15 protein-coding genes are annotated in these 13,831 nt (G+C 70.6%); 7 read left to right on the plus strand and 8 right to left on the minus strand.

The genetic code is table 11. The features are described 5' to 3' along the window. The 4 genes from QZ483_RS08720 to rplM form a co-directional block, all read right to left on the minus strand. Positions 1-849: DedA family protein (locus tag QZ483_RS08720; RefSeq protein WP_297083009.1), on the minus strand; the 849-nt coding region annotated here is incomplete at its 3' end. A gap of 109 nt (positions 850-958) precedes the next feature. Then, positions 959-2,323 carry a phosphoglucosamine mutase gene (glmM, locus tag QZ483_RS08725; RefSeq protein ID WP_297083011.1) on the minus strand — a complete coding sequence of 455 codons (1,365 nt, stop codon included), beginning with the start codon at positions 2,321-2,323 and terminating at the stop codon, positions 959-961. Positions 2,324-2,333: 10 nt separating this feature from the next. Then, positions 2,334-2,804, minus strand: a complete 471-nt coding sequence (gene rpsI, locus QZ483_RS08730) for a 30S ribosomal protein S9 (RefSeq protein ID WP_297083013.1) — start codon at positions 2,802-2,804, stop codon at positions 2,334-2,336. 23 nt (positions 2,805-2,827) lie between these two features. Then, positions 2,828-3,271, minus strand: a complete 444-nt coding sequence (gene rplM / locus QZ483_RS08735; RefSeq protein WP_297083015.1) for a 50S ribosomal protein L13 — start codon at positions 3,269-3,271, stop codon at positions 2,828-2,830. Positions 3,272-3,534: 263 nt separating this feature from the next. Between rplM and QZ483_RS08740 the strand changes: the two genes are divergently transcribed. Beyond that, positions 3,535-4,776 (plus strand): hypothetical protein, encoded by a 1,242-nt coding sequence (locus QZ483_RS08740; protein ID WP_297083017.1) that lies wholly within the window; start codon positions 3,535-3,537, stop codon positions 4,774-4,776. Between the two features lie 71 nt (positions 4,777-4,847). Here the strand turns inward: QZ483_RS08740 and QZ483_RS08745 are convergent, their stop codons facing one another. Further along, the gene (locus QZ483_RS08745; protein ID WP_297083020.1) at positions 4,848-5,069 is read right to left on the minus strand and encodes a hypothetical protein; all 222 of its coding nucleotides are present in this window, start codon (positions 5,067-5,069) and stop codon (positions 4,848-4,850) included. 128 nt (positions 5,070-5,197) lie between these two features. On the opposite strand from QZ483_RS08745, the gene QZ483_RS08750 reads away from it, so the two are divergent. The 6 genes from QZ483_RS08750 to QZ483_RS08775 all read left to right on the plus strand — a co-directional run bounded on the left by QZ483_RS08750 (position 5,198) and on the right by QZ483_RS08775 (position 11,128). Beyond that, positions 5,198-5,956, plus strand: coding sequence for a S9 family peptidase (locus tag QZ483_RS08750; RefSeq protein ID WP_297083021.1), 759 nt, complete (start codon positions 5,198-5,200; stop codon positions 5,954-5,956). Positions 5,957-6,019: 63 nt separating this feature from the next. Beyond that, positions 6,020-7,156, plus strand: a complete 1,137-nt coding sequence (locus QZ483_RS08755) for a glycosyltransferase (protein ID WP_297083023.1) — start codon at positions 6,020-6,022, stop codon at positions 7,154-7,156. After that, on the plus strand, positions 7,153-7,710 hold the full coding sequence (locus QZ483_RS08760) for a DapH/DapD/GlmU-related protein (RefSeq protein WP_297083026.1): 558 nt from the start codon (positions 7,153-7,155) through the stop codon (positions 7,708-7,710). Before QZ483_RS08755 ends, QZ483_RS08760 begins: the two co-directional genes overlap by 4 nt. Beyond that, positions 7,707-8,894, plus strand: a complete 1,188-nt coding sequence (locus QZ483_RS08765; protein ID WP_297083028.1) for a glycosyltransferase — start codon at positions 7,707-7,709, stop codon at positions 8,892-8,894. Before QZ483_RS08760 ends, QZ483_RS08765 begins: the two co-directional genes overlap by 4 nt. Next, complete coding sequence (locus QZ483_RS08770; RefSeq protein ID WP_297083031.1) at positions 8,887-9,891, plus strand: glycosyltransferase; 1,005 nt, start codon at positions 8,887-8,889, stop codon at positions 9,889-9,891. Before QZ483_RS08765 ends, QZ483_RS08770 begins: the two co-directional genes overlap by 8 nt. Positions 9,892-10,018: 127 nt before the next feature. Continuing rightward, positions 10,019-11,128 (plus strand): hypothetical protein, encoded by a 1,110-nt coding sequence (locus QZ483_RS08775; protein ID WP_297083034.1) that lies wholly within the window; start codon positions 10,019-10,021, stop codon positions 11,126-11,128. A gap of 46 nt (positions 11,129-11,174) precedes the next feature. On the opposite strand, the gene QZ483_RS08780 is transcribed toward QZ483_RS08775, so the two are convergent. The 3 genes from QZ483_RS08780 to QZ483_RS08790 form a co-directional block, all read right to left on the minus strand. Next, positions 11,175-12,677, minus strand: coding sequence for a lipopolysaccharide biosynthesis protein (locus QZ483_RS08780; RefSeq protein ID WP_297083036.1), 1,503 nt, complete (start codon positions 12,675-12,677; stop codon positions 11,175-11,177). Beyond that, positions 12,674-13,516 (minus strand): glycosyltransferase family 2 protein, encoded by an 843-nt coding sequence (locus QZ483_RS08785; protein WP_297083038.1) that lies wholly within the window; start codon positions 13,514-13,516, stop codon positions 12,674-12,676. The genes QZ483_RS08780 and QZ483_RS08785 overlap by 4 nt, the downstream gene beginning before the upstream one ends. Next, positions 13,513-13,831: hypothetical protein (locus QZ483_RS08790; RefSeq protein ID WP_297083039.1), on the minus strand; the 319-nt coding region annotated here is incomplete at its 5' end. The genes QZ483_RS08790 and QZ483_RS08785, both read right to left, overlap by 4 nt.

The raw sequence follows: 13,831 nt of genomic DNA on the forward strand, positions 1-13,831 counted from the left end.
GTCGTCTTCGCGGGTGTCGCCGACCTCACCATCGGCGGCCTCATCGCTGGCCTCCCCTGCGCGGTGGCGACGGATGGGGCGCTGGCTGGCCCGCTTCTCGAATCGCTCGTGCCTGCGCTCCTCCCGCAGCGCGGCCTGGCGGTCCTGCTCAGCGCGCTCCTCGTCCGTGAGCGACTGCTCGATGTCGCCGGCGAAGTCCGGCAGGTCGGGCTGACTGAGCCCGAACCAGGTGAGCACCTTGTCGACGAACAGGCCCAGGACGCCGCCGGCGACCACGCCGACCACGATGGACAGCAGCAGGTTGTCCTCCGGGAAGACGGCGCCGGCCACGGTGCCGAGCGCGATGCTCCACGCCGACCAGATGGTCACGGCGATCGCGTCGACCCCCATGAACCGACGATGGGGATAGCGCAGCGCCCCGGCGGCGACGTTCACGAGCACCCGGCCCATGGGGATGAACCGCGCAGCGATGATGTACGCCTGACCGCGTCTCTCGAGCTGCGTCTCGGCGACGTCCAGCGCGCGACGCCACCGCGGGCGCTTGAACAGCCGCCACGTGGTGACGTTGGCCTTGGCTCCGAGCAGGTAGGCGATCTGATCCCCGCACCACGCGCCCACGGCGGCCATGAGGAAGATCAGCACCAGCACCGGGCTTCCGGTCTGGTACGACGTGGTGGAGGTCGCGATGATGACCGACTCGCTCGGCACGACGGGGAAGAAACCGTCGATCATCGAGACCGCGGAGATGCCGGGGTAGATCCACAGCGACTCGCTCAGCGCCAGCACCCACTCCTCGACGGTCGATGAGAAGTGGATGATCCAGTCGGTGAAGGTCGGATCCTCGGTCACCCGCACAGTCTCCCAGGATCGAGGTGCGCCCGCGATCCGGCATCCCCCGGATCCTCACCCCGGCACGGGCGTCCGGAGGGACGATGCGCGGGTCACCCTGACGGGTGACTCACGGAAGCGCGAGGCGCTCGCGCACCACCTCGGCGAGCCCGTCCGCGTGACGCTGGGCCGCCTCCTGCGTGGTGGCCTCGACCATCACGCGCACCAGCGGCTCCGTGCCCGAGGGGCGGAGCAGCACGCGGCCGTCCCCACCCAGCTCGGCCCGGACGGCCCTCACGGCGCTCTGGAGCACGGCGTCGCTGTGCACCCGAGCGCGGTCGACGCCGCTCACGTTGACGAGCACCTGCGGCAGCGACTCGATCGTCGAGACCTGGTCGCGCAGAGCACCGGCCGCCTTGACCCGCGCCGCGATGAGCATGGAGGTGAGGACGCCGTCGCCGGTGGTGGAGTAGTCCGAGGCGATCACGTGCCCGGACTGCTCCCCGCCCAGGGTGTATCCACCCTCGCGCATCGCCTCGAGCACGTAGCGATCGCCCACAGCGGCCTCGATGATGGTCACGCCGGCGTCCTTCATCGCGCGGTGCAGGCCCAGGTTGCTCATCACCGTGGCGACAAGGGTGTCGTGGTACAGCGCGCCGGAGTCCTTCATCGCGATCGCGAGCAGTCCCATGATCGCGTCGCCGTTGACGACCGCGCCGCTGTGGTCCACGGCGAGGCACCGGTCGGCGTCGCCGTCGAAGGCCACACCCATGTCCGCGCCGTGGGCGACGACGGCCTCCTGCAGCGTCGCCAGGTGAGTCGACCCGACGCCGTCGTTGATGTTGAGGCCGTCGGGAGCCGCGTGGATCGCGGTCACCGTCGCACCCGCCGCTCGCAGCGCCTGGGGACCCACCGCGCTGGCCGCGCCGTGGGCGGTGTCCACCACGATGCTCAGTCCCGCGAGGGGGCGCTCGCCGCCCGCGAAGGACTCGACCGCGGACACGACGTGCTGGACGTAGCGCTCGGCGAGCTCCGGGGCGGGAGTGATCGACCCCACCTCGGCTCCGAGCGGCCTCTCCCAGTCGACGCCCAGGCGCTCCTCGATCGCGTCCTCGATGCCGTCGTCCAGCTTGTGGCCACCGCGCGCGAAGAACTTGATGCCGTTGTCCGGCATCGGGTTGTGGGAGGCGGAGATGACCACGCCGATGTCCGCCTCGATCGCCGCCGTGAGATACGCGACGCCGGGCGTGGGAAGCACGCCCAGATCGGTGACATCGACGCCCGCCGATGCCAGACCGGCCGCTACCGCGCTCGACAGGAACTGGCCGGAGACGCGCGTGTCCCGACCGACCACCGCGCGGGGGCGGTGACCCGAGAACTCGCCGCGCTCGGCGAGCACATGGGCCGCAGAAACGGCGAGGTCCACGGCCAGCTCTGCCGTGATGTCACGGTTAGCCAGGCCGCGGACCCCGTCCGTGCCAAAGAGTCGCGCCATGCGCGAGAGGTTAGCGCTTCGAGTACTGCGGCGCGCGGCGGGCCTTCTTGAGACCAGCCTTCTTGCGCTCCACCACGCGAGCGTCGCGGGTCAGGAAGCCCGCCTTCTTGAGGGCACCACGGTTGGTCTCCTCGTCGATCTCGTTGAGGGCGCGGGACACGCCCAGGCGCAGCGCGCCGGCCTGGCCCGAGGGGCCGCCACCGGTGATGCGGGCGTGGACATCGAACTTGCCCTCGATGTCGAGCAGCGCGAACGGGTCGTTCACGAGCTGCTGGTGGACCTTGTTCGGGAAGTACTCCTCGAGCGAGCGGCCGTTGATCTTCCACTCGCCGGTGCCGGGCACCAGGCGGACGCGGGCGATGGCCTGCTTGCGGCGGCCCAGACCGGCGCCGGGGGCGATGGTCGAGGTGCCCTTGCCGCGCTCGGGCGCGGACTCGGAGGTGTACTCGGTGGGGGTGTCGGTGTCGACGGTGTCAGTCATGTCAGTCCTTGTGATGCGGAGCGCTACTGCGCGACCTGCGAGATCTCGAACGCCTGCGGCTGCTGCGCGGCGTGGGGGTGCTCGGGGCCGGCGTAGACCTTGAGCTTGGACAGCTGAGCGCGGCCCAGCTTGGTGTGGGGCAGCATGCCCTTCACCGCGTTCTCGATGACCCGCTGGGGGTTCTTCTCGAGGAGCTCGCCGATCGGCACGGCGGACAGGCCGCCCGGGTAGCCGGAGTGACGGTAGACCATCTTGTCGGTGGCCTTGGTGCCGGAGAGCGAGATCTTCTCGGCATTGATGACGATGACGAAGTCGCCGCCGTCGACGTGGGGGGCGAAGGTCGGCTTGTGCTTGCCGCGAAGCAGCGAAGCGGCCTGAGAGGCCAGACGACCGAGAACCACGTCAGTAGCGTCGATGACGTACCAGTCCTTGGTGACGTCACCCGGCTTGGGAGAATACGTACGCACTGTGAAGCCTTCTTACTTGTAAACGTTGAGCGGCGCTCGAGGCGCCGCAGGGGTTCGGTCGGCGGGTCCTGCGGAGGCGAGTGGGAGGCACCTTCACGTGGAGCGCACAACGACAGACGATTCTACCGCTACGCGCGGCGCAGGGTCAATTCAGGCCGGGGGGCGGCAGGCATCGAAGGTGCCGTGCGCGCCGTGCCCCCACGAGCCGGTGAGCCTCGGAGGCCCTTTGATAGCGTCGTGCCATCCGCACCAGGAGGAAGTCTATGGCTCGCGACGTCGACCGGCGCACACTGCTGCGCGGGTCGCTGACGGTCGCCGCCGCGGGAGTGCTGGCGAGCTGCCGACCCGAGGCCGACCCGACTCCTGTGACGACCCCCTCGCCCGAACGCACGCCCGCGCCCGCGCACACCGAGGAGGCGAGCCGCTCCGCGACCTCGGAGCGCCCCACGCTCGCGTCGTCGTACGGCCCCAACGGCACGCATTACCCCGATGCGCTGACGTGGCCCGGCGAGGTCGCGCCGACCGAGCTGACCGCGGACTGCGACTGGGCGGAGATCGCGGACATCCTCGCGTCGCTGACGGCGGAGCAGGTTGCCGCCGGCGTCGTCATCCGGCTCAGGCCTGGCAGCCTTCCCGGCGAGGGCGCCAAGTCGAGCTCCACGCCGGTGCTCGGCGCGGCCGGGGACGCCGCATGGGAGCGAAACGTCCTCATCTGCCCGCTCGACGGGTTCGGGAGCGTCACCTTCACGGACGGCATCCGCCTCGATCACTGCGCCCGGCTGTCGTTCTTCGGATTCAGCAGCGAAGCGTCGTTCGTCCTGACCGAGTGCCAGTCGATGCAGGTGGGCTGGAGCCGGTTCAGCGGCATGAACGTGACGCGCAGCGGCGTCGACATCGAGTTCCACGAGCTCGTGCTCGGGTTCCGCCGGGATCCCGAGGACACCGCCGGCGTGCGACCGACCGAGACCTTCGAGATGTCGTCGATCGTCCGCCGCGGGTGCGTGTTCGGGCCCTCGGTCAAGGCGAATGACTCGGACGCTCATTGCGACACCATCCAGATGGAGGGAACCGGGACGGGTCCATTCGGCCCGTTCGTCAGCGTGGACTGCGTGGACTTCGGCTCCTCCAACGCCGCTGAGCTCCTCAGTGGCGGCCTCCAGCGCGCGGAGTACACCCACTGCCTGATCCTTGCGGGACTGCTCCCGTGGACCGTCTACCCGCTCGAGGCGGGCGACTACCAGGGCGAGCCGAACGCCTTCTCGGGAGGCTGCCCGGACGTTCGGCTCGTGGACTGCACGGTCGTGGGCGCGGTCGGGCGCATGGGCTTCACCGAGGTGCGCGGCTCGACGCTCAGCTACTACCCCCAGGACAGCCAGCAGCCCCGCGTCACCGGCGCGTGGGAGGTGGACGAGTCGACCGCGAGATGGACTCGGGAGGACATCATGGCGCGGCAGGCGCTGCCCGATTACAGCGACGAGACCCTGCGCGGCCTGTGGGTGTGGTGACCGTCGCGCGCTGAGTGACAGGCGCGGCCGCGAGGCCGGACGCGCACGGTTCATCCCGCCCATCGCGCGTGTTAGCGTTCGTGGACGGCCGATGCGCCGGAACAGGAGTCGAGCATGGGCCGAACCGGGTGGCGCCGCAGCGCGCTGGCGACCGTCGCGCTCGCGGCGATGGTGGCCCTCGGCGCCTGCACGTCCGTCGAGCCCCCCGTCGAGCCGACCGAGACGCCCAGCCCGACCCGCACCGCGAGCGCGTCCCCCAGCCCCAGCCCGGCGTCCGTCGACACCTCCAGCATCCGATCGATCATCGGCGCCCGAGACACCCGAGCTGACGGTCGCGGGTCCAGCAGCGGCGATCGCGGGCGAGGACGCGCAGCAAGTCTCCTACGTCAGCGGCGGCCTGACCGTGACCGGGGTGGTCCGCATGCCGGCCGGAGACGGGCCGTTCCCGGCGGTCGCGGTCGTGCACGGAGCCGTCGACCCCGACACCTATGAGAGCGGCGGAGACCTGCTGCCGGAGCAGCGCGCGCTGCTCGCCGCTGGCTATGCGGTGTTCGCGCTCGACCTGCGGGGGTACGCGGAGTCGGACCCGGCCGCGGATGACGGCGCGCTCGCCTTCGACCCCGGCTTCGGGTGGTCCACGGTGCTGGACTGGGGCATGGCGCTCGACGTCGTCAACGGTCTCGCGCTCCTCCGCAGTGGCGCGGTCGACGGTGTCGACACCACGCGCATCGGCCTGCTCGGCCACTCGATGGGCGGGCTGCTCGCCCTGGACGCCGCGGTGATCGCCCCGGGCGCGTCCGACCTCGTGGTCGCCCTCTCGCCTCCGGCGTCGGACTTCGGAGAGCTGATCGCGGACATCGACGTCGAGGAGGTCGACGGGCTCGGGGAGTGGCTCGGCGAGGTGGGCACGCCTGCGGAGAATCCTGACTACTGGGCCGACATCTCGCCCCGCACCTTCATCGATCGGGCGACCGAGCCGCTGCTGCTCATTCACGGCGGTGCGGACTCGACGACGCTGCCGCAATGGTCCCGGGACACGTCCGAGGCCTGGCGTGCGGCCGGGCTCGAGTCGGAGGCGATCATCATCGGCGGCGCCGACCATCTGCTGCGGCCGCACCGTGGCGAGGCGGACCGCATCATCGTCGAGGCCTTCGACACGATCCTCGAGGACGGGACTTGAAGCCACCGGTGACCCAGGCAGTAGACTCGGCCTGATCAACCTGCCGTGGGGGGGAGGTAGGACATGGGGGAACCGCGCGTAGCCGTGATCGTGCGCTACGGACTGAATCCGGATGCATGGCGCGAGCGCCACGCCGCCGGCGAAGTGGTCGACGCCACGCCCTACGGCTACGACCTCGCCGACGGTGACGTCTCGCTCGAGTGGTCGCGGGATCACGCCGAGGCAGCGCCGGCCCGGTGGATGCGGCACGGCGTGCGCCGCGCGCTCGGCTTCGACTTCGTGCACGTGTGGCGCAACCGCGACGTCATCAGGCGGGCCGATGCGGTGTGGACGCACACCGAGCGCGAGCACCTGGCGGTGGCGCTGCTCTCCAGCATCCGTCGGCGCCGCTACGCGGCGCTCAGCGTCGCGCAGACGGTGTGGATGTGGGACGAGTGGCACCGCTACTCTCGCGCTCGCCGGGCCGTCTACCGGCGGCTGCTCCACCGCCACGCCGTGGAGGTGGTCCACAGTCGAGTGAATCGCGACATCTCCGACGAGGCCGTGCCCGGCAGGCGCGTGCTGCGAGTCCCGTTCGGCACCCATCTCGCGCCCGTCTCGACGCCTCCTGGCCCGCGCACCGGAGCGCCCCGAGTGCTCGTGGTGGGCAACGACCGCCACCGCGACTGGGCCCTGCTGTCCGAGGTCGCGTCCCTGGTCCCCGAGGCGGCCTTCACGATCGTCACGCTCTCGCCGGCCGTGCAGAGCATCGACTGGCCCAGCAACGTCACGATCACCAGCATGACGCAGGCGGACATCATCAACCGGGCATACGCGGAGTCGTCGATCGTCGCCGTCCCCCTGCTCGCCAACGCGCACGTGTCGGGCTGCACCGTCACGATCGAGGGAATGTCCGCCGGACTGCCCGTGGTCGCCACCGACACGGGAGGCAACGACGAGTACCTGGCCGGGTCGACGTCGACGCTCGTGCCCGTCGGCGACGCAGCCGCGTTCGCCGCCGCGCTGCGCACCGCCCTCGACTCCCCTGCAGAGACGCCCGACCCCTCTGTGGCCGCGCGGCGCGGGCTCAGCCAGCGCGACTACGTCGCACGCTTCGTCGCCATCACGCGGGCGCTGCTCGCAGACGCGCCCATCGATCCGAGTGTCGAGACCTTTGCTCCCATGCACCTGCACGCGGTGCGCGAGGGCGAGGCCCGATGACCCTCCTCGACGCGATGACGCTGGCGCAGCGCGCCCGCGATCTGGCCTTCACCAAGCTCGCCTCCGGCGGTTTCGGACGGTTCGGCTCAGGCTCGCGCATTCTGCTGCCCCCACGCCTGAGCGGAGCCGAGCACATGGCGATCGGAGCAGGCGTCCTCATCGGCGCCGGGTCGTGGCTCATCGTGCCCGAGCAGCACGCCCCCGCGCCCAACATCGTGCTGGGCGACCGGGTCCGCATCAACGGCACTGCCATCTCCGCCGTGAGTCGAGTCGAGCTCGAAGACGGCGTCGCGGTCGCGCGCGGGTGCTACATCTCCGACCACTCGCACGGCTTCGACGACCCGGACAGCTTCGTCCGGGACCAGCCGCTCGGCAGGGTCGCGCCGGTCGTGATCCGCGCGGGAGCCTGGCTCGGGCAGAACGTCGTGGTGCTGCCCGGGGTGACCATCGGGCGCGGCAGCGTGATCGGCGCCAACAGCGTGGTCCGCGAGGACGTACCCGACCGCACCGTCGTCGCAGGAACTCCGGCCCGAGTGATACGAGAATTGCCATGAGCATGCCCAGCACCGACCACGCCGCCTCGTCGCGCACCGCTCCCGCAGCGCGCGACTACGTCTTCACGTTCTCGTACGAGTCTCTGGCTGATGCGCGCCGGCGCGGCATGATGCGTCCGCCCGACCGGCTGGTCTCGACTCTCATGACGAGCCCGGAGGTCAACCGACTCCTGATCGCCGATGCGTACCGCGCGTGGGGAACCGCGTGGAGGCGAGAGCCGTTCGACTTCCTCGTGCGCCCGCGACAGACCCAGAAGGTGCGGCACGTGCGCCCGCTCCGATCGGAGCGGGCGGACCCCGAGGACGTGGCCGCCATCGAGCAGGTGTACGTGAACTACGAGGGCACGATTCGGGACGCGGCGGACCGGGCCCACCTGGACGAGCCGCGGTTCATCACCGCGAACCCGCTGGTCGCGGGCTTCTGTGACCTCTCATGGGCGGGACCGGCGCTGTACTACGGACGCGACGACTGGCTCAGCTCGCCAGCGCGGCGACAGTACTGGCCCGCGTATCGCGAGGCGTATGCCCGGCTCGCGCGCAGCGGTCGCGCCGTCGCGGCCGTCTCTCAGGAGATCATCGACCGCATCGAGCCCGAAGGGCCGCACCTGGTGGTGCCCAACGGGATCGAGCCCGAGGAGTGGCTGGGCGACCAGCCCGCACCGCCGGAGTGGTTCGCTCGGATCCCTGGACCGCGAGCCGTGTACGTCGGGACCCTGGACTCGCGTCTCGACATCGATGGCCTCTACGACCTCGCCACCCGCCGGCCTGACCTGCAGCTCGTGCTGCTCGGCCCGATCCCTGACAAGACGTTCCTGGAGCGCGCCGCGGCTCTCGCCAACGTCCACGTGCATGGCTCGGTCAATCGCCGCCACGTGGTCGCCGTGCTCAGGAACGCCGAACTGACGCTCCTGTCGCACCAGCGCACCGCGCTCACGAAGGCCATGAGCCCGCTGAAGGTCTACGAGTACCTGGCCGCGGGCCGGCCCGTGCTCGCCACGGACCTGCGTCCCGTCCGGGGGCTCGGACCGCGCGTGCACCTGGCCCCGACTGTCTCCGACTTCGCGGATCTGGTCGACGTCGCGCTGTCCCAGGGAGTCCAGGACGAGGCCGAGCGCGTCGCGTTCGTCGAGGACAATGCGTGGGCGGCGCGGCACCGATCGATACTGACACTGGTGAATGGCTGAGACAGAGCGCGTCGGGCCTGGCCCGATCGAGGGGGTGCGCATGGGCACGGATCGTGAAGGACAGGTGCTGCTGGTCTGCTCGGGAGGGGGACACCTGCGCCAACTCGCCGGGCTCGTCGACAGGCTCGGCTATTCTGTCGATCAGCAGGTGTGGGTGACGTTCAAGAACGCGTTCAGCGAGTCGCTGCTGGCGGATCGGGATGTGGTGTGGGCCCCGTTCGCGGGGCCGCGCGACACCAAGAACATCGCCCGCCTGATGACGATGGCACCTGGGGTGATAGCGAAGCACGACTTCACCACCGCCGTCAGCACGGGATCCAGCCCTGCTGTCGCCTTCCTGCCCTACGCCGCTCTGCGCGGGATCGACGCGCACTACGTCGAGAGCGCCGCTCGGGCGGCCGGTCCGTCGCTCACGGGCAAGATCATCGCGCGCTCTCCACGCGTGCGCACCTACTGCCAGTACCCCCAATGGTCGGATGACACCTGGCAGTACCGGGGATCGATCTTCGACGCGTTCGAGCCGGCGCCAGCAAGCACCGCCGGTCAGCCGCGCCGCGCCGTCGTCTCCGTGGGCACCCAGGAGGGCTATCCCTTCATGCGTCTGTTCGAGGCCGTCGTGCCGCTGCTGGCGGACATGGACGAGGTGCTCTACCAGACGGGCGACGCTGACGTCAGCGCGCTCGGCATCCACGGCAGCGCGAGCGTTCCGCACGCCGAGATGCAGGCGGCGATCCGCGAGGCCGATGTCGTCATCACCCACGCTGGGGTCGGCACGGCCATCACGGCGCTCGAAGCGGGCAAGCACCCGATCCTGGTCCCGCGCCGCGCCTCGCACGGCGAGCACGTCGACGACCACCAGGAGCAGGTGGCCAACGAGCTCAGCAGGCGGGGCCTTGCCACGCTTCGCTATCCGGATACGCTGAGTGCCGAGGATCTTGTCACCGCAGCCAGCCGATCCACCCGCACCGTCCCGCCACCGCCGTTCACGTTCGCTTAGCGGCGCGCAACCGAGGAGTCCCACCATTCAGCACCTGAGCCGACGGAGCCTGCTGCGGGCGTCGGTCGTGCTGGCGGCCGGCGCAACAGTCTCCGCGTGCACGCCCGAGCCGGCAGCGAGGCCCGTCGTGTCCTCCACGCCGTCGCCGACGCCCGTGGCGACGTCCACGCGGCCGGCCCTGCGACAGTCGTACGGGGTCAATGGCACGCACTTCCCCGCAGACCTCCCGTGGCCCGGCGAGCAGGCACCGCTCGAGTTCGAGGCCGAGTGCGAGTGGGCGGACATCGCCCGCCGGGTCCAGGGGCTCACCACCGACGAGGTCAGCCGCGGCGCGATCATCCGCGTCAAGCCGGGCACACTGCCCGGCGGCGGCGGCCGGTCCTCGTCGCCCATCGCACTCGCGTACGTCGGCAACCAGAACTGGACCAGGAACGTACTGATCGTGCCGCGGGACGGGTTCGGGTCCGTGGTCATCTCCGAGAACGGAATCCGCATCGACCAGTGCGCGCGCATCTCGTTCTTCGGCTTCGTCAGCGAGGGCTCGTTCACTCTGACCCGGTGCGTCGACGTGCAGATGGGCTGGAGCCGCTGGAGCGGCGCGGGCGTCACCCGCGGCGCCCGCAACATCGGCTTCTACGAGCTCGTGCTCGGCTTCCGCCGCGTCACCGACGACACCGTGGGCTTCCGCCCGATTCAGACCTATGAGATGACGGGCCTCGAGCGCCACGGCTGCGTGTTCGGCCCCTCGGTCAAGCCCGATGGAGACTCGTCCCACCTGGACACCGTTCAGCTCGAGGGGACAGGCACCGGTCGCTTCGGACCGTACACGAGCGTCGACTGCGTCGACTTCGGGTCGTCGAATGCCGCCTACGTCCTGCACCCGCGCCTGTCGATGGCCTCGTTCGAGCACTGCATGATTCTGGGCTCGACCCTGCCGTGGTCCGTCTTCCCTCTGCTTCCCGGCGACTACGAGGGCGAGCCCAACGCGTTCTCGGGAGGGTGCCAGGACGTCCGGCTGCGGGACTCGATCGTCGCCGGCGCGGTGGGCTCGGTGGGGTACACCTCGGTGGTCGACACTCGCGTCAGCTCCCTGCCAGTCGAGTCGCAGGCACCCAGGGACGAGGGGGAGTGGATCTCGGATCCCACGATCGCCGCGTGGGGCCGGGCGGACATCATGCGCGAGCAGGAGGTCCCCGACTACGAGATCGACACGCTCGCCGCCCTCTGGGTCTGGTGACTCCCCCGGGAGGCGGGGTCACGCTTCTCACGCACCGGCCGCACCGTCACTCGGCGCGCGAGGACTTGCCCCCGCGCATGCTCGCGACGAACCCCCAGAGCCGCCCGACGTCGGCGCGGTAACCCCTGACCAGGAAGAGCGGCGAGATCGCGAGCAGTGCGCCCAGCACGCCCACGGCGATCTGGAGCAGGTCCACGTCCGTCGGCACCCAGCGCGAGAGCACGAACGACGCCCCGAAGGCGAGCGCCGCCATGATGGCAGGACGGACCAGCGGTGCGGCGATGTCGCTGGGTCGCACGAAGGTCTTGCGGATCGCGAACCCGAATCCGGGAACCAGGAGCACCAGGCTGAGCGCCCCGTAGGTGATGACCAGCCCGGTGAGTCCGCCCCACATGATGCCGAGGACGTACCCCGCCACCACGATGGGGCGAGCGATCAGGTCGTAGACGAACTGCCGGTGCGAGTGACCGAGCGAGATGTACAGCCACGTGCGCAGACGGCCGATGGCCTGCGCGAATCCCGCGACCGCCAGCAGCGCGAACAGCGTCGCCGCGGTCTCCCATCCCGGGCCCAGCAGCACCCCGACCAACGGCTGGGCCACCCCGGCTGCCACGGCGTACGTGGGGAGGGTGAGGTAGCCGATGGCCAGGCCGGCGCTGCGCACATAGCGCCGGTAGCGCTCGCCGTCGTCGCGCAGCGTGCTTAGCACCGGCAGGGCAACGCGGCCCAGAGGGCCGTTCATCTGCTGGAGCGGCAGCAGGAACAGCGCGTAGGCGCGCGAGTACTGACCCAGGGCGGCCGGCCCCATAGTCGCGCCGATGATGACGTTGTCCAGGTTCTTCTCGGCATAGCCCAGCAGCTCCGCACCGAAGATGCTCGCTCCCTGGCCCACGAGTGGCCAGGCCTCCTTGTCCACCCGGGGCCGCCCGAAGACGGGGCGCACCACCCACCAGAGCACGACGAGCCTGACGATGACCTGGCCAGCGGCCATGGCGACCAGCGACCAGACGCCCCAGCCCAGCAGCGCGCCGCTGATCCCGGCGACCACTCCGGCGGCCATCGAGGAGACATCGAGCACCGCGAGAGTGCCGAACTTCAACTGCTTCGCGGCCAGCGCCTGCAAGGGCATCGCCAGCCCGCTCATGAACACCCCGGGGGCCATGAACAGGGTGATGGCGACGAGTTGCGGCTCGCCGTACAGCGCTGCGATCAACGGGGCGCACAGGGCCACGATCAGCGACAGCCCGGCGCCGATGAACAGCGACAGCCACAGCAGGCTGCGCCAGACGCTCTCGCTCAGGTGCTGAGCCTGGATGATGGCGCCGGTCATGCCGAAGTCGCGCACCAGCTCCGCGATGCCCATCACCGCGGCCACCATCGCGATCAGACCGAAGTCGGCAGGCGTGAGCAGCCGCGCGAGCACCATCGTGGAGACCATCTGCAGGGCAGCCCGTCCCCACAGGCCCCCCATGGTCATGACGACTCCGCGGCTCGCGCGCTGCGCGAGGTTCTCGTGCCGCGCGGGCGAGATGCTGTCCGCGCCGGTCACGCGGCGCTCCTGGTGGTGACGTCCGTGTTCCACTGGACGGCTCCGCCTCGGCGCCGCACGCGCCACGCCCCCAGGCGACTCGCGGCACTGACCCCCACATAGACCGCCAGGCCGGGCCACCGCATCGGCCGCCACCACAGGCGGGCCAGGAGGGTCCGAGCGCCTGCGCCGGTGGAGGGCGGCGCCAGCTCGGGATAGCGCTGGGCGAACTGCCTGTTCCCCGCCACGATCCGGGTGTTGCGCTTCACGAGCGCAGCGAGAGTCCCCGGTGCCAGGACGCTGAAGGTGAGGTCCTCGGGAACCAGCCGCTCCTCGACCGAGAACAGCTGCTGGACCAGCAGGTCGTCGGCGATCAGGTCGGGGAACTCCGGGATCCTTGACCGACCCTCGGCGGTCAGCATGTAGATCCCCGATCCCACGTGCCGGTCACTGCGGTAGCCGGTCAGTTCCCAGACACGGTAGTGCTGGCGGACCCACCAGGACGAGGAGGGTTCGAGGCGCATCGTCGGCGCCCCCACCTTCGCCTCGGGGTGCGCCTCGAAGCGCCGGGCGAGAGCGAGCAGATCGGCGCCCGACACGGTCACATCGGCATCGACGAACGCCACCGGCGAGACGTCCGCGGCCGCATTCCCCGCGTTGAGCGCCCGAACCTTTGAGGCCTCGGCCACCTCGATCACCCGCACGGGGACTCCGGCAGCGCGAGCCCGCTGTGCCGTCGCGTCGGTGCAGCCGTTGGCGACGACGATGAGGTCGATGCCGTCTGCGGCGATCGCACGCACGGCGTCCGCGATCAGCACCTCCTCGTCGTGAGCCGGAACGACCACGCTCAGCACTGTCATGGTGCCGGCACCCGCGGCTCGGACGCCGCCGCCGCGCGATCCCCCTCCGCGCCGGAACCGCCCACAGGGTCCTCCTCGACCGGGTCCTCCTCGACGGGCTCCGTCATCGCCCACGCCGCGATCGCATAGAGGAGCGACAGCACCAGCAGCGTCTGCATGAAGGCGAAGGCGTCGAAGAAGAACATCGACACGATGAACCCGACCGTCGCGGTGGCGATGGCGAAGGTCAGGTGGCTCCGCTTGTCCGGCACACCCGGGGTGAAGCTGAAGCGGAACATGCGGAACGCCGGCACCACGAGCAGGGCGATGAGCCCG

The sequence above is a fragment of the uncultured Demequina sp. genome, assembly GCF_913055775.1.
GTDB lineage: Bacteria > Actinomycetota > Actinomycetes > Actinomycetales > Demequinaceae > Demequina.

What these genes read in the sequence shown, in the direction of transcription:
- glmM (WP_297083011.1), bottom strand. Translation starts at nt 2,323, where the DNA reads ATGGCGCGACTCTTTGGCACGGACGGGGTCCGCGGCCTGGCTAACCGT.
- rpsI (WP_297083013.1), bottom strand. Translation starts at nt 2,804, where the DNA reads ATGACTGACACCGTCGACACCGACACCCCCACCGAGTACACCTCCGAG.
- QZ483_RS08740 (WP_297083017.1), top strand. Translation starts at nt 3,535, where the DNA reads ATGGCTCGCGACGTCGACCGGCGCACACTGCTGCGCGGGTCGCTGACG.
- QZ483_RS08745 (WP_297083020.1), bottom strand. Translation starts at nt 5,069, where the DNA reads ATGCTGGAGGTGTCGACGGACGCCGGGCTGGGGCTGGGGGACGCGCTC.
- QZ483_RS08750 (WP_297083021.1), top strand. Translation starts at nt 5,198, where the DNA reads ATGCCGGCCGGAGACGGGCCGTTCCCGGCGGTCGCGGTCGTGCACGGA.
- QZ483_RS08755 (WP_297083023.1), top strand. Translation starts at nt 6,020, where the DNA reads ATGGGGGAACCGCGCGTAGCCGTGATCGTGCGCTACGGACTGAATCCG.
- QZ483_RS08760 (WP_297083026.1), top strand. Translation starts at nt 7,153, where the DNA reads ATGACCCTCCTCGACGCGATGACGCTGGCGCAGCGCGCCCGCGATCTG.
- QZ483_RS08765 (WP_297083028.1), top strand. Translation starts at nt 7,707, where the DNA reads ATGAGCATGCCCAGCACCGACCACGCCGCCTCGTCGCGCACCGCTCCC.
- QZ483_RS08770 (WP_297083031.1), top strand. Translation starts at nt 8,887, where the DNA reads ATGGCTGAGACAGAGCGCGTCGGGCCTGGCCCGATCGAGGGGGTGCGC.
- QZ483_RS08785 (WP_297083038.1), bottom strand. Translation starts at nt 13,516, where the DNA reads ATGACAGTGCTGAGCGTGGTCGTTCCGGCTCACGACGAGGAGGTGCTG.